This is a genomic window from Agrobacterium tumefaciens (assembly GCF_031801495.1).
In the GTDB taxonomy this organism is placed as follows: Bacteria; Pseudomonadota; Alphaproteobacteria; order Rhizobiales; family Rhizobiaceae; genus Agrobacterium; species Agrobacterium tumefaciens_K.
Genome location: NZ_JAOEGC010000002.1, coordinates 738,752 through 760,361 on the forward strand (window position 1 = coordinate 738,752; position 21,610 = coordinate 760,361).

Consider the following 21,610-nt stretch of genomic DNA (forward strand, 5'->3'; position numbering starts at 1 on the left):
CCCTGAAAGCCCAGCCCAAAGCCTCGCATTTCATCGATGGCGAGTATGTCGAGGACGTGAACGGCACGGTCATCGAGAGCGTCTTTCCTGCAACCGGCGAAATCATTGCCCGCCTGCATGCCGCCACACCTGCCATCGTGGAACGCGCCATTGCGTCCGCCAGGCGCGCCCAGAAGGAGTGGGCGGCGATGAGCCCTATGGCGCGTGGCCGCATATTGAAGCGCGCCGCCGATATCATGCGCGAGCGCAACGAGGCGCTGTCGGAACTGGAAACGTTAGATACCGGCAAACCTATCCAGGAAACCATCGTTGCGGACCCGACCTCCGGTGCGGATGCATTCGAGTTCTTCGGCGGCATCGCCCCCTCGGCGCTGAATGGCGATTACATTCCGCTAGGTGGTGATTTTGCCTACACCAAACGCGTACCGCTTGGCGTCTGCGTCGGCATCGGCGCTTGGAACTATCCCCAGCAGATCGCTTGTTGGAAGGCCGCGCCCGCACTGGTGGCTGGCAACGCCATGGTCTTCAAGCCCTCTGAAAACACCCCGCTCGGCGCGCTGAAGATCGCTGAAATCTTGGTCGAAGCCGGTCTGCCCAAGGGGCTGTTCAACGTCATTCAGGGCGATCGGGACACCGGCCCACTACTGGTCAACCATCCCGATGTCGCCAAGGTGTCCCTGACCGGCTCCGTGCCGACCGGTCGCAAGGTGGCTGCCGCCGCCGCCGGACACCTGAAGCATGTCACAATGGAACTCGGCGGCAAGTCGCCGCTGATCGTTTTCGATGACGCCGATATTGAAAGCGCTGTTGGTGGGGCGATGCTCGGAAACTTCTATTCGTCCGGTCAGGTCTGCTCCAACGGCACACGTGTTTTCGTGCAGCGCAAGGTGAAGGACCGTTTCCTCGAGAACCTGAAAAGCCGGACCGAGGCGATGGTGCTGGGCGATCCCTTGGATTACGCCACCCACCTCGGCCCGCTGGTGTCGAAGGCCCAGCAGGAAAAGGTTCTGGCCTATATCGAAAAGGGCAAGGCCGAAGGCGCGACGCTTGTGACCGGCGGCGGCATTCCCAACAATGTTTCGGGTGAGGGCGCTTATGTGCAGCCGACCGTTTTTGCCGATGTGACGGATACCATGACCATTGCCCGCGAAGAGATCTTCGGGCCGGTCATGTGCGTTCTGGATTTCGATGATGAGGATGAGGTTCTGGCCCGCGCCAACGCCACGGAGTTCGGGCTTGCAGGTGGCGTCTTCACCGCCGACCTCTCCCGCGCCCATCGCGTCGTGGATCAGCTGGAGGCGGGAACACTGTGGATCAACACCTATAACCTCTGTCCGGTGGAGATACCGTTCGGTGGCTCCAAGCAGTCGGGATTCGGCCGTGAGAACTCGGCGTCGGCCCTCAATCACTACAGCGAATTGAAGACGGTGTACGTGGCAACGGGCAAGGTCGAGGCGCCTTACTGACGACAGGCGCTCCCCTGCTAAGGGAGTATACCGACCCGAACCCCCGACAGGACATTTGAGAGCAGAAGACATGCAGCAGGCAGATTTCGTCATCGTCGGTTCCGGCTCCGCAGGCTCTGCGCTTGCCTATCGTCTGTCGGAAGACGGCAGATATTCCGTCATCGTCATCGAGGCCGGTGGCTCCGATTTCGGTCCCTTCATCCAGATGCCCGCGGCACTTGCATGGCCGATGAGCATGAAGCGTTACAACTGGGGTTATCTGTCGGAACCCGAGCCGAACCTCAACAACCGCCGCATCACCGCGCCGCGCGGCAAGGTCATAGGCGGTTCGTCCTCTATCAATGGGCTGGTGTATGTTCGCGGCCATGCCGAGGACTTCAATCGCTGGGAAGAGCTCGGCGCGCACGGCTGGTCCTACGCGGATGTACTTCCCTACTTCAAACGCATGGAGCACAGCCACGGCGGCGAGGAGGGCTGGCGTGGCACGGACGGTCCGCTGCATGTGCAGCGCGGCCCCGTGAAGAACCCGCTGTTTCACGCCTTCATTCAGGCCGGTCAGCAGGCCGGTTTCGAGCTGACGGACGACTATAACGGCTCCAAGCAGGAAGGCTTTGGCCTGATGGAGCAGACCATCCATCACGGCCGCCGCTGGTCGGCCGCAAATGCTTATCTTCGCCCCGCGCTGAAGCGCGGCAATGTCACGCTGGTCAACGGGTTTGCACGCAGGATCGTTATCGAGAACGGCCGCGCCACAGGTGTCGAGATCGAGCGCAAGGGCGTGGTTGAAACCCTGCGTGCAAACCGCGAAGTCATCGTGTCTGCCTCGTCGTTCAATTCGCCCAAGCTGCTGATGCTGTCCGGTATTGGCCCCGCGGATCATTTGCGGGACATGGGTATCGAGGTGAAGGTGGATCGTCCCGGTGTCGGGGCCAACCTTCAGGACCACATGGAGTTCTATTTCCAGCAGGTATCCCTGAAGCCGGTATCGCTCTATTCGTGGCTGCCATGGTTCTGGCAGGGCGTGGCGGGCGCGCAATGGCTGCTGTCGAAGGGTGGGCTTGGCGCTTCCAATCAGTTCGAAGCCTGCGCGTTCCTGCGCTCAAGCGCCGGGTTGAAGCAGCCGGACATCCAGTTCCATTTCCTGCCCGTCGCGATCTCCTATGACGGAAAGGCAGCCGCGAAAAGCCACGGCTTTCAGGTGCATGTCGGCTACAACCTGTCCAAGTCACGCGGTAACGTGACCTTGCGCTCGTCGGACCCGAAGGACGATCCGCTTATCCGCTTCAACTATATGAGCCACGCGGAAGACTGGGAGAAATTCCGCCACTGCGTTCGCCTGACACGCGAAATCTTCAGCCAGAAGGCATTTGACGAGTTTCGCGGGCCGGAAATCCAGCCCGGCGAGAAGGTGCAGTCGGATGCCGAGATCGATGCCTTCCTGCGCGAGCATCTCGAAAGCGCCTATCACCCCTGCGGCACCTGCCGGATGGGTGATCGCAACGACCCCATGGCGGTCGTCGACCCTGAATGCCGCGTCATCGGCGTCGATGGCCTGCGCGTTGCGGACAGCTCGATTTTCCCGCATGTGACCTATGGAAACCTCAACGGCCCCTCGATCATGACCGGCGAAAAGGCGGCCGACCATATTCTCGGAAAGCAGCCGCTGCCGCGCTCCAATCAGCAGCCGTGGGAAAATCCGCGTGCAGCGGTGAGCGACCGGTGAAGGCTTAGTGGTAGTCGTCTTCGCGATGGTGGCGAGCTGCGGCAATTGTTACTGTTTCCGGGCCGTCGATCCTGAACAGAACGATGTATCCGGATGAGCCGAAGGGGATGAGGAGTTCGGGCATAAGGCTGGTGCCGCCTTGCGCCCGACGGCAACTGAATGGAAATTCGACCAGCATGTTAAGGCCGCTTCGAAGGGCTGTTATGGCTCGCTCTGCCGTTTCGATATTATAGATGACGATGTAATCATAAATCCGATCAAAGTCTTCAACCGCCTCCGCTGTGTTCCGAAGCGTATAGCTCATTTCTGTCTGGCTGCCTTAGCGGCATCCAGTTTTCATTGCACCATGGAGAGTATGTCGTCGGTTGTATAATAAACGCCGGTACGTTCAGCCTCCTCCAGCGACGCCAGTCCGCTCGCGACGAATTCTGGCTCGATGCGGAGGGAGGGGAGGGTCGCCGTTTTCATGGGAAGTCTCCATGCGTTGCAATTGCGATGCGTGATTGCGCGCCGGTCGGTGGCGATTGTCAAAGACGTGGTTGCAATCCCGGTCGGGGAGGCAGATAAACGGGCCTTCCCACCTGACGTTTGCCAAAAATCCGGTCTGGACTGCCATGCCTGCCAATTATAAGAAGATGAAGATGCTCCGCCGTTCCCGCGTTGTCTGGGGATCCTGGCGGGTGTGGAAACCGCGTGCCGTTTTCTGGCTTGGCGCGCTGGCCGTTGGTGTTATCAGCGTCGGCTTCGCATGGCTGGCGGACCGCGCCCAGCATCTGTTCTTTGCGGCAACATCGTCGGGTGAATGGTCCTTTCTTCTGCCGCTCCTCATCACACCGCTCGGCTTTACGCTGTGCGCATGGCTTGCGTTCACCGTGTTCCCGAATGCTGGTGGCAGCGGCATTCCGCAGGCCATTGCCGCCCGCCATCTGCGTGATCATGAGGATCGCTCGCGGCTACTGTCGCTCAAGCTTGCCTTCGGCAAGGTCGTGCTGACGGTCGCGGGGTTGCTGTCCGGCGCGTCGATTGGCCGGGAAGGGCCGACGGTGCAGGTCGGCGCCTCGATCATGCTGCAGGCGGCACGCTGGGGCGGCATGGCGCAGGCGAGGGGGCTTATTCTGGCGGGATCGGCGGCTGGCATTGCCGCGGCCTTCAATACGCCGCTTGCCGGCATCGTCTTCGCCATCGAGGAAATGAGCCGCACCTATGAATCCCGCTCCAACGGGCTGGTTCTGACCGCCGTCATCCTCTCCGGCCTTGCGTCTCTGGGGCTGGTCGGCAGCTATACATATTTCGGCACCAGTTCGGTGCTGGCTGAAACGGCAAGGGACTGGGCGCTGGTGCTGGTTTGCGGCATCGGTGGCGGTGCTTTCGGTGCACTGTTCAGCGCAGGCGCACTGCGCATTTCCCAGCGCATCCGTCGCTGGGCGCAGGCCATGCCGCTGAAAAGGATGCTTCTGGTCGCGGCGATCTGCGGCCTGGCTTCCGCTGTCATCGGCATTGCCACCGGCGGTGCGACATTCGGCACCGGGTATGAGCAGGCGAGGGCGGCCGTCGAAGGTGAAGCTGCTCCTGCATTCTTTTTCATCGAGAAGCTGGCATCAACCTTTCTGGCGATGATGTCTGGCATTCCAGGCGGCATCTTTGCGCCGTCGCTGTCCGTTGGTGCGGGTTTTGGCAGCACGGTCGCCACACTGCTTGGCACCAGCATCGGCCTTGGCGCAATCGTCGGCATGGCGGGATATTTTGCGGGCGTCGTGCAGGCACCGATGACGGCCTTCGTCATCATTCTTGAAATGACCGGCAACCATGAAGGTGTTATCCCGATCATGGCGGCGGCGATGCTTGGTTACATCACGTCGCGCCTTGTTTCGCGTGAGCCGCTCTATCACGGCCTCTCCCGCGTCTTCATCGCACAGAGCATTCGTGCCAAGCGGGCCGCACGCGCTGCGGAAGGCTGACCGTCAGCTGTCGATGCTGGCGACGCCGAAGTAACCCAGCCCCGGCACCTTGATGCCGGGCTGGTTGAAATCGATGCCTGCGACGAGGCCGAGGAAGTTCACCTCGAAGCCGCTGCGTACACCGGCAGAGACACCGAACAGGCCACCAAGCGACACGCTTATATCCTTCCAGTCATCGGCGATGTGGACGAACTCGCCATTCGGCAAATAATCGCGGCCCACGGCATCCGGTGGCAGCACCACGCCAAGTTCGGGAACGCTGCGCAGCACATGCGCGACGAAGGTATTGGAGTTGGGACCGGGATAGATACGGTAGCCGCCGGGCTTCCCGTAGGGGTAATCGGCAATCGCCTGCTCGATCCTCGGGATCAGCTGTTCCGCCGCCTCGCCATGAATGGCCACGACCTGACGCGGCATGTTCGAATACCAGTAGGCGTCGGCGGCATAATTGTTGCGACGGATCGGCGTTCCCCAGCCCACCTTGTCGTAACGGTCATAGGTATTGGCGCCCGGTTTCTTCAGAACGATCCATGCATGGCTGGCAACAGAGCCCTTGAAGCCGCCGGTCATCGCCGAAAACACGTAGACCGCCGCTTGGCCGTCGGCGCTCGCGTCGGGAAGTGTGCCGGATGACGACCAGCGGGCCTTGCTCCATCCCTGCGGATGGTCCTTCATGGCCCACAACCCTGCCGAGGAGAGCGCTGGCAGGAGGTAGATAACGGCGATTGCCAGAAGAAGACGTCTTGCAAATTTCACGAACTGCGCCCCGTGCATCTGAATGTGACTTGCGGTATCAGCGGAGTAGATTCCGGATTTTTTGAGGCTTGGAAAATGAACAATTCCGTTACCGTCGAAGTCACCCGCGGCAATCTCGTCGAAAGCCGCCATCACGGGCTTGCCGTGGTGGTGGATGGCGATGGCGGCGTGCTGTTTTCCGCCGGTGATGTCGATCGCGGCGTTTTCCCGCGTTCCGCCTGCAAGGCCATGCAGGCACTGCCGCTTATGGAAAGCGGTGCTGCGGATGCCTATGGCTTCGGCCACCGCGAGCTGGCGCTTGCCTGCTCCTCGCACTCGGGTGAAGACGCCCATGCCGAACTGGCCGCTTCCATGCTCGCAAAGGCGGGCAGGGATGTCGAAACGCTGGAATGCGGCGCGCACTGGTCGTCCGACCAGAAAACCATCATCCATCAGGCCCGCACGCTGGAAAAACCCTCGGCGCTTCATAACAACTGCTCGGGCAAGCATTCCGGCTTCATCTGCGCCTGCTGCCATACCGGCACGGATCCGAAGGGGTATGTCGCCTACGATCATCCGCTGCAGCGGGAGATTCGCGCCATCATGGAAAGCCTGACGGGTGCCGCGCTCGCCGAGGACAACTGCGGCGTGGATGGTTGCTCGATCCCGACCTATGCGGTTCCGCTGACAGGACTTGCGCATGGTTTCGCGAAGATGACGACGGGCAGGGGGCTTGAAGTCAAACGTGCCGCCGCATCGCGCCGCCTGATCGAAGCCTGCATGGCGGAACCGTTTTACGTTGCCGGAACCGGCCGTACCTGCACGAAGCTGATGCAGATCGCGCCGGGCCGGATTTTTGCCAAGACGGGCGCGGAAGGCGTCTTCGTCGCCACCCTGCCGGAAAAGGGCATCGCCATGGCCGTGAAATGCGAGGATGGCACGACGCGTGCGGCGGAAGCGATGATCACCGCACTGCTCGCCCGATATTTCGAAAAGGACAGCGCCGAGCAGGTGGCCCTGCTTGCCATGGCAAATCGTTCCATGAAGAACTGGAACGGCATTCATGTCGGGGATATCCGCGTCGTCGGCCTTTGATCGTTTCATGTGTTGACGCCAATGGATGGAGGCTGGATGATCGTCGTGCGCATGTCACGGCGGTCGCCCGAAATCTGCCGGCACGCGCCCGTTCGCGCCGTTCCCGGTGGCGAAGGTGTTCATTGTCCGGAGGTTGCCCACCATGTTTACACTGTTTTTCTCACCCGGCTCCTGCTCGCGTGCCAGCCATATCGTGCTCGAGGAATCGGGCCTGCCCTACAAGGCCGAGCGCGTCAATTTCGCTGAAGGCGAGCAGCGCTCCGAGGCGTTCCTGAAGATCAATCCGAAAGGCCGGGTGCCAGCGCTCGTCACAGCCAGCGGCGTGCTGACCGAAACACCGGCGATCCTTACCTTCATTGCCCAGATGGCGCCTGAAAAGAAGCTGGCGCCGCTGGACGACCCCTTTGAATTCGCGCGCATGCAGTCCTTCAACGCCTTCATCTCGTCCACGGTGCATGTCGCGCACGCCCACGGACGCCGCGGCAGCCGCTGGGCCAGCGAGGAAGTGTCACTGGCGGACATGAAGGCAAAGGTGCCGCAGACGATGACCGAGTGCTTCGAGCTGATCGAGCATGGCATGCTGCACGGCCCGTGGGTTCTCGGCACTTCCTATTCCGTCGCCGATCCCTATCTGTTCGTGATGTCCGGCTGGCTGGAAAGCGACGGCGTGGACATCGCCCGTTTCCCCAAGGTGCATGATCACTTCAAGCGCATGAACACCCGTCCGTCTGTGCAGAAGGTTCTGGCGGTGGAGAAGGGTTGAACCGCCACGCTTGCTTTCGTCATCCTCGGGCTTGACCCGAGGATCCAAAGGCGCCTTGCAACATCAAAGGTTTATGGATCCTCGGCACAAGGTCGAGGATAACCTAGAGTGTAGGGAGATGTTCGTTATGGTCGACTCCCTATGGTGGCCTCAGGCAGCTTCCGCTGAGCGAGAATCCCACATGGCCTTGAATGCCGTTCGGGCCTGGCAACGCTCCAGCCATGCCTTCAGCGCCGGGTGGGCGTCGAACAGAGCCTTGTGGCCCTGCGCATAACGTACGATTTCGGCGACGTTCAGATCAGCCACGGTAAAGCGGTCGCCGACCAGATAGTCGTGTTTGGAGAGATGCTGCTCGAGCACACGGAAAGGACGCTTCAGCAAGCGACCGGCAACGTCGATGACGGCCCGGCCGGTTTCGCTGTCGGCCAGTCCTTCTGCAACGGCGGACGAAATCTTCAGCGAATTTGTTTCGATCTCCGTGGCGGCGAAGAATGACCATTGCAGCATGGCCGCGTCTTCCTTCAGGTCCACGGGGGCGAGCGGTCCGCCATATTTGCGCGCAAGATAGAGGTTGATGGCCATGGATTCGTACAGCACCATGCCATCATCTTCGATGCAGGGGATGGTCCCCATGGGATTGATGGCCAGGAACGACGGGGAAAGCGTGTTGAGCGGCGCATCGGTGGCCAGCGGATCGGAGAGGCGGCGGGCCTGTATGACCGGGACATGCTTGAATTCTATGCCCAGCTCACCGGCAAGCCAGAGCGTGCGTGTGGCACGCGAGCGGTAGACACCGTAAATCGTCAACATCGACATAACCCTTTTCCCAGTTCGATGGCGGCAAATTAGGGTTTCGGTCGATTAAAGGGAAGCTACCAGAAGGGCTGGGATTTATGATTTTTTCTGATCCGTTGCGGGATCAGCATCGGGCGAAAGGCGGCTTTCGAAACGGCCGATGAACCTGTCGAAAAGGCGGGCAAAGGTTTCGATATCCTCTTCCGGCCACCCCTCCATGACATCCCGGACAATCCCCATCTTGGTATTGCGCATTTCCTGAAGAAGGCTCGTCCCCATGGGGGTGATCTCGACGATGCTGCGGCGGGCGTCTTCCTGCGAGACGGCACGTTTCAGCAGGCCGCGACCAACCATGTCCGCCACGATCCTGCTCCCGCGCGAGGGGTCGATCCGCATGCCTTCGGCAATCGCACCGATGGTTACTTCGCCCTCTGTCCTTCTCAGAATGTCGAGTACATCGATATGGGACAGCTCAAGGCCGGGGCCGAATTTGGCAATCGCCATGCGGCCGATCATCCGCCGCCCGATCATGATGCGCATCCGGGTCATCGTGTTGCCGATGCGGATGATGTTTTCGGGCATGTCCTCGTTCCGGTCCTCGTCTGTCGACACTCTCCGCCACTCCGTTCTCAGCGTCCCCAAATCACGTTCAACGCTCATAACACGCAATTCAAAAACCTGCTATTGACATATATATGCTGATAGCACACAAATTGCCGCAGCGAAATCGTAGAGATAATCTCATGGACATGTCCGCTGCTACCGTGGCGCCGCTGGTTTCGGATCGCCGACGCCGGCTCGTTGTTTTCCTGTTTCTGATGCTCGCCATGTTCATGGCGACGCTCGACAACCAGATCGTTTCCACCGCACTGCCGACGATTGTCGGGGAATTCGGCGCGCTTGAGCGGTTCGGCTGGATCGGTTCCGCCTATCTTCTCGCCACGAGCGCTGTCATGCCCGTCTACGGGAAGCTCGGCGATCTGTTCGGCCGCAAATATGTGATGATCGCTGCCGTGGTGATCTTCACGCTCGGTTCGCTTGCCTGTGGGCTGGCATGGTCGATGGAATCTCTGATCGCCGCACGCGTTTTGCAGGGACTGGGCGGCGGCGGCATCATGGTGTCGATCTTCTCCGTCAACGCTGACCTGTTCGAAACGCGTGAAAGAGCCCGTTATCAGAGCTATTCGAGCCTTGTCATCATGGCATCGGGCAGTGTCGGTCCGCTGCTGGGTGGAACGATGAGCGATCTGTTCGGCTGGCGGTCCATCTTTCTCATCAACCTGCCCATCGGGTTGGTCGTCATCGCCGGCCTGGTTTTCATGCTGCCGTACAGACGCCCGCAGCGTCAGCCGAAGATCGACTATCTCGGTGCCGTGCTGCTCGCGGCCACGATTGCAAGTGTTGTGTTCTGGGCAGACAGCAGCGAATTGTTCGGTTCGCTCATCGCAGGCCCGAGCCTCGGCATCATCGGTTTTGCCGTGGTCACTGCTTTTCTTTGGGTTCAGGTGGAGCGTCGCGCCCCGGAACCCGTGGTGCCGCTGCGCCTCTTCAAGGATTCCACATTTCCGTTGATGATGATTGTCTCGCTGACCAGCGGTGGCATTGGCATCGGCATGGTCAACTATTATGCCCTGTTCCTGCAAACGACGACGGGCCTGTCTCCGTCGCACGCCGGGCTTTTCTTCATTGCGGTGACGAGCGGTATCGTCATCGGTTCGCTGTCGGCCGGGCGGTTGATTTCCATCACCGGCGTCTACAAGCCTTTCTCCGTCGCGGGGCTGACAATCAACGTCATTGCCATGTTGTGCTTTTCGCAGGTCCATGCCGGAACGCCGCTTGCGCTGATTGCCGCGCTGATGCTGGTTCAGGGATTCGCTGTCGGGCTTGGCCAGCAGGCGCCGATCATTGGCGTGCAGAACTCTGCCCCCAAGGCCGATATCGGTGCGGCCAGCGGCGCGGTGACGCTGACGCGCATGGGCGGCGCTGCCATCGCGATTTCGGTGTATGGCGCGATCATCACATCGGGGCTCAAGGGCGTTGCCGTCGATATTCCGGGTGTCGGCAATATCGAGCAGCTGACGCCCAAGGTGCTGACTGAATTGCCAGCGGCGTCACAGAGTGCCGTCGCAGCGCTTTATGCGGATGCTTTTACACCGCTGTTTCTGGCCGCGGCCGCGACGGCGGCGATCGGGCTTGCCGCTGCTCTCATGCTCAAGCCGGTCAGGCTCCCGGCGCCAGATCAGGTGAAATGAACTTGGCGTAGGCCGGGCCGATATCGATGTCGCCACCCCTCACGACGCGGTTCCGGCCGCGTCGTTTTGCTTTTGTATAACCCGTGGTCCGTCTCGCCCCACAGCGGAACCATATCCCGGCGGTAGGTAAAGCTCACGGTTCCTCACCATCCGCCCGGCCGGGAAATCGGTCAAAAGGGAGCGAAGAAAACCTTACATCCGGGTGTCAGGCATGGCTGGTGTGAAATACGCTTGATGACGATGAAAATAATTAAGCTGCATGGCAGGGAAATTTACCAGCACCTTCCGCGTTTTCAGGCCGTCAACTTTCGATTACCTTCAGAACCTACGCGAAGACGTACCAGATGCCGATGAAGCCTGAACAATTTCTCAGCTCGACGCCCAAGGGTTTGTATTGCCCGGTCGGGGATTTTTATATCGACCCCGTGCGACCTGTCTCCCGGGCGCTCATCACGCATGGTCATTCCGACCACGCGCGGGCAGGACACGGTGCGGTGCTAGCGACTCGGCAGACTCTGGATATCATGCGCATCCGTTACGGCGACGATTTCTGCGGTAGCGAACAGGCTGTTGCATTCGGCGAGACGGTGGATGTCAACGGCGTGACGGTCGGTTTTCATCCGGCCGGGCATGTCCTCGGTTCCGCGCAGATCTCCGTTGAGCAGCTGGGTATGCGCATCGTCGCATCGGGCGACTACAAGCGCGGTGTCGATCCCACCTGCACGCCCTTCGAAACGGTGCCATGCGATGTTTTCATCACGGAGGCGACATTCGGACTGCCGGTGTTTCACCATCCGCTGCCGCGTGTGGAAATCGGCAAGCTGCTGACCTCCATCAAGCAGTTTCCCGAGCGAACCCACCTCGTCGGAGCCTATTCGCTCGGCAAGGCACAGCGTGTCATCCGGCTTTTGCGCGACAATGGTTACGCCGACCCCATTTACATTCACGGCGCGCTGGCAAGGCTCTGCGACTATTACGTTTCACAGGGTATCGAACTCGGCGATCTTCGGGCCGCGACGCTTGAAAAAAGCGATCCGGCAGCGTTCAAGGGCGCTATCGTCGTCGGACCGCCCTCCGCCTTTCAGGAGCGCTGGGCGCGCCGGTTCAACGAACCGCTCATCGCCTTTGCTTCCGGTTGGATGATGGTGCGGCAAAGGGCAAAACAGGGCGGTGTGGAACTACCGCTGGTCATATCAGACCATTGCGACTGGCCGGAGCTTCTCGAAACAATCCGCGAAATCGGGCCGCAGGCCGTCTGGGTCACGCACGGGCGCGAGGAGGCGCTGGTGCGCTGGTGCGAGTTGCAGGGCATCGCCGCCAAGCCTTTGCATCTCGTTGGTTACGAAGACGAGGGGGATTGAGCCATGAAAGCCTTCGCCACGCTTCTCGACCGTCTGGTTCTCACCCCTTCGCGCAACGGCAAGCTCAAGCTGCTGACTGACTATTTCCGCGACACGCCCGACCCGGACAGGGGTTACGGGCTGGCGGCGATTGCCGGCACGCTCGATCTCAAGAGCGTCAAGCCCGCCATGCTGCGCGAGCTTGTGCTGGAGCGCATGGACGAGGGGCTGTTCCGCTATTCCTATGATTATGTTGGCGATCTGGCCGAAACCATCTCGCTCGTCTGGGGTAATATCGGTGGCCGCGAGGATGGGCAGGCCGAAGACCCGCGCCTTGGCGACGTCGTGACGCTGATGAATTCGCTGGGCCGCACGGAAGTCCGCTCCGCGGTGCGCGATCTTCTCGACCGCCTCGATACCTCGTCGCGCTTCGCTTTCCTGAAGCTCGTCACCGGCAGCCTGCGCATCGGTGTTTCGGCACGGTTGGCGCGGCAGGCGCTCGCGGATTTTGCGGGTAGGGATATCACCGAGATCGAGACGCTCTGGCACGGTCTGACGCCGCCCTATACGTCGCTGTTTGCCTGGCTGGAGGGCGCCGCGGAGCGGCCTGTGCTGGCGACGCCCGCGATCTTCCACTCCGTCATGCTGGCGACGCCGGTGGCCGATGGCGATCTGGACACGCTCGACCCCGCTGATTACGCCGCCGAATGGAAATGGGATGGCATCCGTGTCCAGCTTTCTCGATCCGGCGCCACCCGAAAACTCTATTCCCGTTCCGGTGACGATATCTCCGCCGCCTTCCCGGATGTTCTGGGCGCTATCGATTTCGAAGGCGTGATGGATGGCGAATTGCTTATTGGCGGCACAGCCCGCTCCAACGCCACCACGCGCACCTTTTCGGATTTGCAGCAGAGATTGAACCGCAAGACGGTCACGTCGCGCATGCTGGATGACTATCCGGCCTTCATCCGCGCTTACGACCTGCTGTTCGATGGCGAGAGGGACGTCCGCGCTGTCAGCTATCTGGAACGACGGGAGCGCCTGACGGACATCATCGGCCACGCCCCGCATGACCGTTTCGATTTGTCGCCGCTGGTTCCTTTTGAAAGCTGGGCGGAGCTGGACAAGCTGCGCGCCGCACCGCCCGATCCCGTCATTGAAGGGGTGATGATAAAGCGCCGTGACAGCACCTATCAGGCAGGCCGTGCCAAAGGGCCGTGGTTCAAGTGGAAACGCGATCCCTATAATGTCGATGCCGTGATGATGTATGCGCAGCGCGGCCACGGCAAACGCTCGAGCTATTATTCGGATTTCACCTTCGGCGTCTGGGCGGAGGGTGAGGATGGCGAACAGCTCGTGCCGGTGGGGAAAGCCTATTTCGGCTTTACCGACGCGGAGCTGGAGGTGCTGGACAAGTTCGTGCGCGACAATACCGTCGAACGTTTCGGCCCGGTGCGCGCCGTGAGAGCCACGCCGGATTTCGGCTTCGTGCTGGAAGTTGCTTTCGAAGGCATCAATCGCTCCAGCCGCCACAAGTCCGGCGTGGCCATGCGCTTTCCACGCATCGCCCGGTTGCGCGCCGATAAATTGCCTGCCGAGGCGGATCGCCTGTCGACCCTGGTCGCCCTGATCGACGAGCGGGAGGCATAGAGCGTTTCCATTTTAACAAGGAAACGCTCTAGCGCCCGCCGCCGTCCAGAAATTGCCATGATGCCTGCCAATAAAATGTTGTTGTCATTCGCGAATCCGTGACTGGACAGCCTCCCGCCGCAGTGCTGAACTGTTTCCTCTGTTTTCGTCCCTCAGGTGCACACATGGCAGACAAGCACGTTTTTTCCTCGACCGGTGGACAGGAAGAGAAGGGTGCTGCGTTTGGAAACCTCACGCGCCGCAACCTGCTGATTGGCGCTGCGGGCCTGTCGGCTGCGGCTCTCCTGGGGTCAGGCGCGCGGGCGGCGATGCCGGCAGTGCCGACGCCAGAGGTTCTGCCTCTGGAAAAGCAGGACTATGCCGAGGCGCGGCGGCGGTTTCACACGCACCTGCTGCGCAAGATGCCGGCACCGGAAAAATCGTCAGTCCTCGGTACGCCGCCGGGCGCGGAGCGTGTCACCTATCGCGGCGGGCCGGATGGCTCCATCGAACTCGTCGCATGGCTGTCGCACTCTCAGCCGTCGAAAACCCTGAAACCAGCCGTCCTGTTCCTGCATGGCGGCAACGCGACGGGCGACGGCCACTGGGCGCTGATGAAGCCCTACTGGGATGCCGGGTTCGTTGTGCTTCTGCCGTCATTCCGGGGGGAAAACGGCCAGAGCGGCAACTATTCCGGTTTTTATGACGAAACGTCGGATGCGCTTGCGGCGGCGACATATCTGGAAAACCTGCCCGGCATCGATAAAAAGCGGTTCTTCATTGCCGGCCATTCGAATGGAGGAACGCTGACGCTGCTCGCCTCCATGAGCCGTAACTTCCGCGCTTCCGCGCCGATGTCTGCGGGTGTCAATTCGTGGCGCTATTTCAATCGTTATACGGATGAAATCTGCTTCGACGAAACGAACGAGATGGAATTCATCATGCGTTCGTCTGTCTGTTTCGGTCCCAGCCTCAAATGTCCGACACTCCTGCTGCGTGGAACGGAGGAGCGGCCTTTCGATGCCGATCACCAGCTTTTTGTCGAGCGCGCCTGGACGTCGGGTTTCAGGATAGACAAGAAACTGTTGCCCGGAACGCACAATGGCGTGGTCCCGGGCGCGGTGGATGAAAGCATCCGCTTCTTCAACCAGTTCAGCTAAACGGCTTTGCCCTTGAAGTAGCCGAGCAGCCGCATGGCATTGGCGGTGACGAGGACCGTGGCGCCGGTATCGGCGAAGACAGCCAGCCACAGGCCGGAAAGACCGGCAATCGTCGTTACCAGAAACACGGCCTTCAGGCCGAGCGCGATGGCGACGTTCTGGTGGATGTTGCGCATGGTGGCGCGAGACAGGCTGATGAGGCGTGCGGCGTCGCCGATATTGTTGCGCATCAGTGCCGCATCGGCCGCTTCCATCGCGACATCCGTGCCGGAGCCGATGGCGACGCCAACGCTGGCCGCCGCAAGGGCAGGCGCGTCGTTGATGCCATCGCCGACCATCACGACAGTTTCCTGTTCCGCCAGCTTGCGAATTTCCTCGACCTTGTTCTGCGGCAGCAGTTCGCCGCGTGCCTCAAGACCCAGCTTGTCGCCGATTGCCTTTGCCGTGCGGGCATTGTCGCCGGACAGCATGACCGAGGAAATGCCAATTTCACTGAGCGCCCTGATGCCGTTCGCCGCGTCCTGACGCGGCTCGTCACGCATGGCGATAAGACCGCTGGCTGTGCCGCCCGCCATCACCACGGCAACCGTCTTGCCTTCGCTTTCAAGTAAGGAGATACGCTCCATCAGCTCGAACGGCACTGTCCCTGCCTCAGTCGCGAAACGCGGTGCGCCGATGAAGAATGTCCTGCCGCCGATAACACCTTCCATGCCGCGCCCGGCAATCGCCTTGATGTCCGATCCGGGAAGCGGCTTGATGCCCTTCTGGCTGGCGTGATCGACAATCGCCTTGGCCAGCGGATGGCTGGATTCGTGCTCGATGGTGGCTGCCTCGGCGAGCAGCCTGCTTTCGTTGCCGTCGATGGCGATCACATCCGTCACCACGGGTTCGCCGCGTGTCAGCGTGCCGGTCTTGTCGAAGGCCACGGTTTGTGTGCGAGCCAGCGTTTCGATGACCGCGCCGCCCTTCACCAGCATGCCGTGCCGTGCCGCAGCCGAAAGGCTCGACGCAATGGCGGCCGGAACCGATATGACCAGTGCGCAGGGGCAACCGATCAGCAGCAGGGCAAGGCCGCGATAAATCCACGTGTCCCAGTCGCCCAGACCTGCAAGCGGCGGCACGATGGCGGTCAGCACCGCAATCGCCACGACCAGCGGCATGTAATAACGCGAGAAGGTGGCGATGAACCGCTCTGTCGGCGCACGCGCATCCTGTGCCTCTTCCACCAGCGCGATGATGCGGGCGATGGTATTGTCTTCCGGTGTACGGTCGACCCTGATGCGCAGCGAGCCGTCATGGTTGATCGAGCCTGCAAAGACGCGCTCGCCCTTGGTCTTGGAAACAGGAATGCTCTCGCCGGTCATAGGCGATTCGTCCACGCTCGAATTGCCATCCAGCACCTCGCCATCGGCGGCGATACGGTCGCCGGGGCGGGAGACAACCACCTGACCGATTTTCACCTGATCGGCGGTAATCTCTTTCAGCGATCCGTTTTCCTCGACAAGTGCGGTTTTCGGCAGCAGCGAGCCGAGCGCCTTTATGCCGGAACGGGCGCGGGCGGCGGCGAAACCTTCCAGCAGCTCACCGATTGAGAACAGAAGCACGACGATGGCCGCTTCTTCCGCCTCGCCGATGATGATCGCGCCAATGGCGGCAATGGTCATCAGCATCTCGATGGTGAAGATCGCGCCGAATCGCGCGGCGTTGAAGGCGTTGCGGGCAATCGGCAGGAGCGTCACCAGCGTCGCGACGATGAAGGCATATCCGCCCCAGGCCGGGAACGCCAGTTCCGCAGCATAGGCAACGGCGACGAGAGCCGCGCCTGTCAGGGTGTTTCGGGCCTTGGCACCCTGCCACCACGGGCCTTTTTCATCAGCGCCATGGGCGTGGCCCGCCGCCGCGACTGCCTCTGCCTTTTCGCCGTTGCCGTGTTTGTGTCCCAAGTGGTCATGCCCTGAGTGGTCATGATCCGACTGGTCATGGCCTCCGCAGCATCCGGCATGGCTGTGATCGTGGTCCTGATCGACCTTAGCGGCAAGCGCTGTCGTGCCACGCGGCAAGAGGGCAGGCGTGTAGCCGAGCTTGCGGATCGTATCCTCGATCTTCGCCACCGAGGTCTTTTCCTCGTCCAGCGACAGCTTCATGAGCTCGCGGGCGACTGAAACGGTAATGTCGGCCACACCCGGCAGCCGCGTCAGCGCGGTTTCGATCTTTGCCGCGCAGCTCGCGCAATCCATGCCGCCAACCGTGAAGGTCAGCTGCTCTTCGTCTTTTCCGCCCTGTGCTTCGGGTGTCGAGAGGCTCATGATGTCTGCTCCTGAATTCCAGTTCGCAGTCAATCTGCCACCTCTAGCAACTAGAGGTTCAAGAGGTGAAATGCGCTTTTTTCATTTTTTCGCAAGCCGGACACCAGCTTCGCGCCAGCGCCAGGAGTCATCATGCACCAACGATAGTTCTGTGAAGCGGTTTCCATGGCACCTCATATCTCGACAACCTGCCGCCGTGCGGCCTCGATGGCCGGCATCATGTTGCTGCCGCTTCTCAGCGGTTGCCTCTTCGTGACGGATACGACGCGGATGGACCCGGATGTCTTCGTGCGCGAAACCGCGCCGGTCTTCGGCTTCAACTCGGTGGGTTCCAATCGCCGGCCGGAATTGCCGCCTCAGCCGGGCCAGCTTTCCACACGTCCGCCGGATCTGTTCAGAACGCGCTTCCATCAGGAATACGGTCCGCCGACTCAGGGGCAGGGCCTGAACTATGTGCCGCCGACGCAGGGTCAGCCCGTCATCGGTCGGCCTGTGGCGGGCAGGTCCATGCCTGACCAGACGGTGACCTATGGTCTGCCCGTGTCGAACCCGCTGCACCGGGTCATCTACAATTCGATACGGGATGACGACCGGACCCTGCCGGCCATACCCTACAGCCGCATCGATCCGCGTTACCTTCGTCAGGAGGTTTCGTACCAGACGGCGGAAGCGCCCGGCACCATCGTGGTCGATACCAAACAGAACTTTCTGTATCTCGTGCAGTCCGGCGGCAAGGCGATCCGTTATGGCGTCGGCCTGGGTCGCGATGGTTATGCCTGGTCGGGCCGTGGCAAGATCCAGTGGAAGGCAAAATGGCCGCGCTGGACGCCTCCGGATGAAATGGTCGAGCGCCAGCCGGAACTCGCCCCCATCTCTGCCGCCAATGGTGGGATGACGCCGGGCCTCAACAACCCGCTCGGCGCGCGCGCTCTCTATATATTCAAGGACGGCAAGGACACGCTTTACCGCGTTCACGGCACCCCGGACTGGCAATCGGTGGGCAAGGCAACGTCTTCGGGATGTGTGCGCATGCTCAATCAGGACGTGATCGATCTTTACGAACGTGTGCCGCAGGGCGCGCAGATTGTGGTTATCTGACCACGTTTGCGAAGAAAGCGCTGCTCCTTTCGGAGCGCAAACAGGCTTGTGACTGGCTTTTAGCCGTCCATTAACTATTTTCGCAATACCTCTGATCCCGCGGAACAAACAACGTACATGTTGTGGCGTAATGCGGCGATCAAGCCGTTCGAAATGTGGGACAATCCGGCTTATGACAAGCACCGACACAGATCTTTCCAGACGTACTTTCCTTTCCCTTCTGGGTATTTCCTCGGCCTCGCTTCTGGCTGGCTGCGCGTCTTCTGGGACGGGTGATGCCATCCGTCAGCAGGCAAGCGCCATTGGTAGCGATTTCCGGCAGATGTTCTCGCCGGGCGCCAGCGCGGCCGAGCTGGCCGTCATGTACGGTTCGATTGAAGATGGCGGTTACGTCATTCCGGCCGTGCCTTACGAGAAAATCGACAGACGTTATTACCGCCAGCGTGTGGTCGATCCGACCGGCGAGCGCCCCGGCACCGTGGTGGTCGATACCCGCTCGCGCTTCCTGTATCTGGTGGAGCAGGGCGGCAGCGCCATGCGTTACGGCGTCGGCATCGGTCGCGAAGGCTTCGCATGGTCGGGCGAAGGCGTCATCCAGTGGCGTCAGAAGTGGCCGAAGTGGACGCCGCCGGATGAAATGGTCGCGCGCCAGCCTGAACTGGTCAAATATTCTTCCAAGAACGGTGGCATGCCGCCGGGCCTGAAAAACCCCCTTGGCGCCCGCGCGCTTTATATCTTCCAGAACGGCAAGGATACGCTCTACCGTCTGCACGGCTCGCCGGAATGGAACTCCATCGGCAAGGCCGTGTCTTCCGGCTGCGTTCGCCTGATGAACCAGGACATCATCGATCTTTACGACCGCGTGCCGAACAAGGCCCGCGTGGTCGTCTGGCAGTAAAAGGCCGAAAAACGGAAAATGAAAAGGCGGCCCTGAGCCGCCTTTTTCGTTTGTGCTGCCGATGTCGGTTTCGCAAGGCTGGTGTGTGCTTTTGCGTTGCGATGCCTCATGTATTGAGAAGATTTTGTCGCAGCGCGTTCACCCGGTCGCGTATCTGCACAAGCTCCTCAAGCCCGCAGCCGGTCGCACCGCCAATGGCGGCCATTATCTTGACGCCCTCTTTTTTGAGGTCCGCACCCTTGGGCGTCAGCGCGATCAGCACCTGCCGCTCATCCACGGTGCCGCGTCTGCGGGTAATCAGTCCCGCCTGTTCCAGCCGTTTGAGCAGGGGAGAGAGCGTGCCGGAATCGAGCCCTAGCATTTCGCCCAGCACCTTGACGGTCGCTGTCTCCTTTTCCCACAGCGCCATCATGACGAGATACTGAGGGTACGTCAGGCCCAGCGGCTCAAGCAATGGCTTGTAGGCGCGATTGAACGCATGCGCCGCGCCGTAAAGCGCAAAGCATATCTGCTGGTCCAGCCTCAGCATGTTGTCCAGCGTGGTGTCATCGCCATGGGCGCTCATTGATCGTGCTCCAAAAAATTGCCGGATAGGGAACAAATGAACCCGTCCTCCGGTTCCTGCCGCATGGGAGCGCGGCAAAACTTATTGGAAATTATCGCAAAAAAGAATTCGTTATTCAATGTGCAAAATTGTATTGCGCGCAATTGAATTGTGTATTATACAAAATCCAACACCAACCAAAGGGAGTACATCACATGGCAATTCTCTACACGACCAAGGCAACGGCAACCGGTGGCGGTCGCGCTGGCAACTCTAGGACCGAAGATGGCGTCCTCGACGTTACCCTGACCGTTCCGAAGGAACTCGGCGGTGACGGCGCCCATGGCACGAACCCGGAGCAGCTTTTCGCAACCGGTTATTCCGCCTGCTTCCTCGGCGCGCTGCGCTTCGTCGCTGGCAAGGAGAAGGTAAAAATCTCTGACGACACCACTGTGACAACCTCTGTCGGCATCGGCCCGCGCGATGATGGTACCGGCTTCGGCATCGAGGTTTCCATCAAGGTCGATATTCCGGGCCTCGACAAGGCGACGGCTGAAGATCTGGTTCAGAAGGCGCATATCGTCTGCCCTTACAGCCACGCAATGCGTACCTCCACGGAAGTGCCAGTTTCGCTGGCCTGATTCCCAGCGGTAATGACAAGGAGGCCGGGTTCACGCCCGGCCTCCTTGTTTTATGAAATATTTGAGCTATATTCTTTCTGTGGAAAGGATATGGACGATGAATATCCATGTAAACAATGCGCCCGAGCCCGCCGCACAGGGCAGGGTCGTTACGAAGGCCGTCATCGCGGCCACCGACAGGCTTGGCCTCAATGCCGCCCGCACGGCCGATATTCTCGGTCTTTCCGCGCCGACGATTTCCCGCATGAAGCGCCTCGATTTTCTGCTGGAACCGGGCAGCAAGCCGTTTGAGCTTGCCGTGCTGCTGATCCGTGTCTTCCGTTCGCTGGACGCGATAACCGGTGGCGACGAGGCGGTGGCGAAAAACTGGCTGCGCAACCACAACATCGCGCTTGGCGCAGCCCCCGCCGATATGCTTGCCACGATTACCGGATTGATCGATGTCCTTTCCTATCTGGACGCCCGCCGCGCTCCTGTCTGAAAAACGCAAGCTGTCAGGAAGGTACTGGCGGCTGGTGGAGGCGCAGCATCAGGTCTCCACCATGAAGCTTGTCGATACGGTCGATGAGCAATCGCTGCTGGAAGATATTCTCGAATCCAGCAAGCGGTCGTTTCCACCGGAATGCGCTGGTCTGGATTACCTCCTGGCGACGCCGTTCCGTTATGGCGCGGCTTATCCCCATGGTTCGCGCTTTCGCCGGGCAGGTTTCACCGAAGGTGTCTATTATGCTGCCGCCCGCGTCGAGACGGCGCTTGCCGAAATGGCCTTTTACCGGCTGCTGTTCTACGCGGAGTCGCCCGGCACGCCGCTGCCTGCCAATCCCGCCGAATATACCGCCTTTGCCGCCGCGATTTCCACGGATGCAGCGCTGGATCTGACAGAGCCGGAACTCTGCCGCGACGAAGCTGTCTGGACCGATCCCGGAAACTACGAGCCATGCCAGGCGCTTGCCGATGCGGCGCGCCAGGTAAAGGTGGAGGCGATCGTCTATCGCTCGGTGCGCGATCCCGATGGCGGAGACAATATCGCGCTTCTGACGGCGCTGGCTTTTTCGGAAAAGACGCCAGTGGAACGGGCCAGCTGGCGCATCAGGCTGTCAAAGGCCGGGGTGCAGGCGCTCTGCGAGTTTCCAATGCGCAGAATTGGCTTCTCTGCATCGGATTTCGCCGCCAATCCCCGGCTTGCAGGTCTGTTGAGTTAAGTTCG

At 60.7% G+C, this 21,610-nt stretch carries 21 protein-coding genes; 14 read left to right on the top strand and 7 right to left on the bottom strand.

Features of this window, described 5'->3' with window-relative positions; translation table 11 throughout:
• The first annotated feature begins 2 nt into the window (after window positions 1-2).
• Window positions 3-1,466, top strand: coding sequence for a betaine-aldehyde dehydrogenase (betB, locus tag N7578_RS12980; protein ID WP_311112498.1), 1,464 nt, complete (start codon window positions 3-5; stop codon window positions 1,464-1,466).
• 70 nt (window positions 1,467-1,536) lie between these two features.
• Window positions 1,537-3,189, top strand: coding sequence for a choline dehydrogenase (betA, locus tag N7578_RS12985; RefSeq protein WP_311110727.1), 1,653 nt, complete (start codon window positions 1,537-1,539; stop codon window positions 3,187-3,189).
• A gap of 4 nt (window positions 3,190-3,193) precedes the next feature.
• On the opposite strand, the gene N7578_RS12990 is transcribed toward betA, so the two are convergent.
• Together N7578_RS12990 and N7578_RS12995 are read right to left on the bottom strand one after the other, a co-directional pair.
• Window positions 3,194-3,493: a type II toxin-antitoxin system RelE/ParE family toxin gene (locus tag N7578_RS12990; RefSeq protein ID WP_311110728.1), complete on the bottom strand. Its 300-nt coding sequence runs from the start codon at window positions 3,491-3,493 to the stop codon at window positions 3,194-3,196.
• 32 nt (window positions 3,494-3,525) lie between these two features.
• Window positions 3,526-3,657: a hypothetical protein gene (locus tag N7578_RS12995; RefSeq protein WP_311110729.1), complete on the bottom strand. Its 132-nt coding sequence runs from the start codon at window positions 3,655-3,657 to the stop codon at window positions 3,526-3,528.
• A gap of 146 nt (window positions 3,658-3,803) precedes the next feature.
• On the opposite strand from N7578_RS12995, the gene N7578_RS13000 reads away from it, so the two are divergent.
• Window positions 3,804-5,147 carry a chloride channel protein gene (locus N7578_RS13000; RefSeq protein WP_311110730.1) on the top strand — a complete coding sequence of 448 codons (1,344 nt, stop codon included), beginning with the start codon at window positions 3,804-3,806 and terminating at the stop codon, window positions 5,145-5,147.
• Window positions 5,148-5,150: 3 nt separating this feature from the next.
• On the opposite strand, the gene N7578_RS13005 is transcribed toward N7578_RS13000, so the two are convergent.
• Entirely contained in the window at window positions 5,151-5,903 is a 753-nt protein-coding gene (locus tag N7578_RS13005; RefSeq protein ID WP_311110731.1) for a DUF3750 domain-containing protein, read from the bottom strand.
• A 75-nt stretch (window positions 5,904-5,978) separates the two neighbouring features.
• Here N7578_RS13005 and N7578_RS13010 point away from each other — a divergent pair, with 75 nt between their 5' ends.
• Both N7578_RS13010 and N7578_RS13015 read left to right on the top strand, forming a co-directional pair.
• Complete coding sequence (locus tag N7578_RS13010) at window positions 5,979-6,977, top strand: asparaginase (protein WP_311110732.1); 999 nt, start codon at window positions 5,979-5,981, stop codon at window positions 6,975-6,977.
• A 142-nt stretch (window positions 6,978-7,119) separates the two neighbouring features.
• Complete coding sequence (locus N7578_RS13015; protein ID WP_311110733.1) at window positions 7,120-7,740, top strand: glutathione S-transferase family protein; 621 nt, start codon at window positions 7,120-7,122, stop codon at window positions 7,738-7,740.
• A 150-nt stretch (window positions 7,741-7,890) separates the two neighbouring features.
• Here N7578_RS13015 and N7578_RS13020 read toward each other — a convergent pair whose 3' ends face one another.
• Together N7578_RS13020 and N7578_RS13025 are read right to left on the bottom strand one after the other, a co-directional pair.
• A complete protein-coding gene (locus tag N7578_RS13020; protein ID WP_311112499.1) occupies window positions 7,891-8,550 on the bottom strand; it encodes a glutathione S-transferase family protein in 660 nt (219 codons plus the stop codon).
• An 81-nt stretch (window positions 8,551-8,631) separates the two neighbouring features.
• Complete coding sequence (locus tag N7578_RS13025; protein ID WP_422646726.1) at window positions 8,632-9,117, bottom strand: MarR family winged helix-turn-helix transcriptional regulator; 486 nt, start codon at window positions 9,115-9,117, stop codon at window positions 8,632-8,634.
• A gap of 161 nt (window positions 9,118-9,278) precedes the next feature.
• Between N7578_RS13025 and N7578_RS13030 the strand changes: the two genes are divergently transcribed.
• The 4 genes from N7578_RS13030 to N7578_RS13045 all read left to right on the top strand — a co-directional run bounded on the left by N7578_RS13030 (window position 9,279) and on the right by N7578_RS13045 (window position 14,916).
• Entirely contained in the window at window positions 9,279-10,787 is a 1,509-nt protein-coding gene (locus N7578_RS13030) for an MDR family MFS transporter (protein WP_311110735.1), read from the top strand.
• Between the two features lie 350 nt (window positions 10,788-11,137).
• Window positions 11,138-12,148: a ligase-associated DNA damage response exonuclease gene (locus N7578_RS13035; protein WP_311112500.1), complete on the top strand. Its 1,011-nt coding sequence runs from the start codon at window positions 11,138-11,140 to the stop codon at window positions 12,146-12,148.
• Window positions 12,149-12,151: 3 nt separating this feature from the next.
• Window positions 12,152-13,777 (top strand): cisplatin damage response ATP-dependent DNA ligase, encoded by a 1,626-nt coding sequence (locus N7578_RS13040; protein WP_311110736.1) that lies wholly within the window; start codon window positions 12,152-12,154, stop codon window positions 13,775-13,777.
• Between the two features lie 164 nt (window positions 13,778-13,941).
• A complete protein-coding gene (locus N7578_RS13045) occupies window positions 13,942-14,916 on the top strand; it encodes an alpha/beta fold hydrolase (RefSeq protein ID WP_311110737.1) in 975 nt (324 codons plus the stop codon).
• Here the strand turns inward: N7578_RS13045 and N7578_RS13050 are convergent.
• Window positions 14,913-17,222: a heavy metal translocating P-type ATPase gene (locus N7578_RS13050; protein WP_311110738.1), complete on the bottom strand. Its 2,310-nt coding sequence runs from the start codon at window positions 17,220-17,222 to the stop codon at window positions 14,913-14,915. The genes N7578_RS13045 and N7578_RS13050 overlap by 4 nt on opposite strands.
• Window positions 17,223-17,387: 165 nt before the next feature.
• Between N7578_RS13050 and N7578_RS13055 the strand changes: the two genes are divergently transcribed.
• Together N7578_RS13055 and N7578_RS13060 are read left to right on the top strand one after the other, a co-directional pair.
• Window positions 17,388-18,320, top strand: a complete 933-nt coding sequence (locus N7578_RS13055; RefSeq protein WP_311110739.1) for a L,D-transpeptidase — start codon at window positions 17,388-17,390, stop codon at window positions 18,318-18,320.
• A 172-nt stretch (window positions 18,321-18,492) separates the two neighbouring features.
• Window positions 18,493-19,218, top strand: a complete 726-nt coding sequence (locus N7578_RS13060) for a L,D-transpeptidase (protein ID WP_311110740.1) — start codon at window positions 18,493-18,495, stop codon at window positions 19,216-19,218.
• Between the two features lie 106 nt (window positions 19,219-19,324).
• Here N7578_RS13060 and N7578_RS13065 read toward each other — a convergent pair whose 3' ends face one another.
• Window positions 19,325-19,783, bottom strand: a complete 459-nt coding sequence (locus N7578_RS13065; RefSeq protein WP_311110741.1) for a MarR family transcriptional regulator — start codon at window positions 19,781-19,783, stop codon at window positions 19,325-19,327.
• A 194-nt stretch (window positions 19,784-19,977) separates the two neighbouring features.
• On the opposite strand from N7578_RS13065, the gene N7578_RS13070 reads away from it, so the two are divergent.
• From N7578_RS13070 to N7578_RS13080, 3 genes are all read left to right on the top strand, one after another.
• Complete coding sequence (locus tag N7578_RS13070; RefSeq protein ID WP_311110742.1) at window positions 19,978-20,403, top strand: organic hydroperoxide resistance protein; 426 nt, start codon at window positions 19,978-19,980, stop codon at window positions 20,401-20,403.
• Window positions 20,404-20,500: 97 nt separating this feature from the next.
• Window positions 20,501-20,884: an MbcA/ParS/Xre antitoxin family protein gene (locus tag N7578_RS13075; RefSeq protein WP_311110743.1), complete on the top strand. Its 384-nt coding sequence runs from the start codon at window positions 20,501-20,503 to the stop codon at window positions 20,882-20,884.
• Entirely contained in the window at window positions 20,844-21,605 is a 762-nt protein-coding gene (locus tag N7578_RS13080; protein ID WP_311110744.1) for an RES family NAD+ phosphorylase, read from the top strand. The genes N7578_RS13075 and N7578_RS13080 overlap by 41 nt, the downstream gene beginning before the upstream one ends.
• Window positions 21,606-21,610: the final 5 nt, after the last annotated feature.

Excerpts from the sequence above, each read along its gene's own strand:
- N7578_RS12990 (WP_311110728.1), bottom strand. The coding sequence starts at position 3,493 with ATGAGCTATACGCTTCGGAACACAGCGGAGGCGGTTGAAGACTTTGAT.
- N7578_RS13015 (WP_311110733.1), top strand. The coding sequence starts at position 7,120 with ATGTTTACACTGTTTTTCTCACCCGGCTCCTGCTCGCGTGCCAGCCAT.
- N7578_RS13030 (WP_311110735.1), top strand. The coding sequence starts at position 9,279 with ATGGACATGTCCGCTGCTACCGTGGCGCCGCTGGTTTCGGATCGCCGA.
- N7578_RS13045 (WP_311110737.1), top strand. The coding sequence starts at position 13,942 with ATGGCAGACAAGCACGTTTTTTCCTCGACCGGTGGACAGGAAGAGAAG.
- N7578_RS13010 (WP_311110732.1), top strand. The coding sequence starts at position 5,979 with ATGAACAATTCCGTTACCGTCGAAGTCACCCGCGGCAATCTCGTCGAA.
- N7578_RS13060 (WP_311110740.1), top strand. The coding sequence starts at position 18,493 with ATGACAAGCACCGACACAGATCTTTCCAGACGTACTTTCCTTTCCCTT.
- N7578_RS13000 (WP_311110730.1), top strand. The coding sequence starts at position 3,804 with ATGCCTGCCAATTATAAGAAGATGAAGATGCTCCGCCGTTCCCGCGTT.
- N7578_RS13035 (WP_311112500.1), top strand. The coding sequence starts at position 11,138 with ATGAAGCCTGAACAATTTCTCAGCTCGACGCCCAAGGGTTTGTATTGC.
- N7578_RS13080 (WP_311110744.1), top strand. The coding sequence starts at position 20,844 with ATGTCCTTTCCTATCTGGACGCCCGCCGCGCTCCTGTCTGAAAAACGC.
- N7578_RS13050 (WP_311110738.1), bottom strand. The coding sequence starts at position 17,222 with ATGAGCCTCTCGACACCCGAAGCACAGGGCGGAAAAGACGAAGAGCAG.
- N7578_RS13075 (WP_311110743.1), top strand. The coding sequence starts at position 20,501 with ATGAATATCCATGTAAACAATGCGCCCGAGCCCGCCGCACAGGGCAGG.
- N7578_RS13055 (WP_311110739.1), top strand. The coding sequence starts at position 17,388 with ATGGCACCTCATATCTCGACAACCTGCCGCCGTGCGGCCTCGATGGCC.
- N7578_RS13025 (WP_422646726.1), bottom strand. The coding sequence starts at position 9,117 with ATGCCCGAAAACATCATCCGCATCGGCAACACGATGACCCGGATGCGC.
- betA (WP_311110727.1), top strand. The coding sequence starts at position 1,537 with ATGCAGCAGGCAGATTTCGTCATCGTCGGTTCCGGCTCCGCAGGCTCT.
- N7578_RS13070 (WP_311110742.1), top strand. The coding sequence starts at position 19,978 with ATGGCAATTCTCTACACGACCAAGGCAACGGCAACCGGTGGCGGTCGC.
- N7578_RS13065 (WP_311110741.1), bottom strand. The coding sequence starts at position 19,783 with ATGAGCGCCCATGGCGATGACACCACGCTGGACAACATGCTGAGGCTG.
- N7578_RS13040 (WP_311110736.1), top strand. The coding sequence starts at position 12,152 with ATGAAAGCCTTCGCCACGCTTCTCGACCGTCTGGTTCTCACCCCTTCG.
- N7578_RS13020 (WP_311112499.1), bottom strand. The coding sequence starts at position 8,550 with ATGTTGACGATTTACGGTGTCTACCGCTCGCGTGCCACACGCACGCTC.
- N7578_RS12995 (WP_311110729.1), bottom strand. The coding sequence starts at position 3,657 with ATGAAAACGGCGACCCTCCCCTCCCTCCGCATCGAGCCAGAATTCGTC.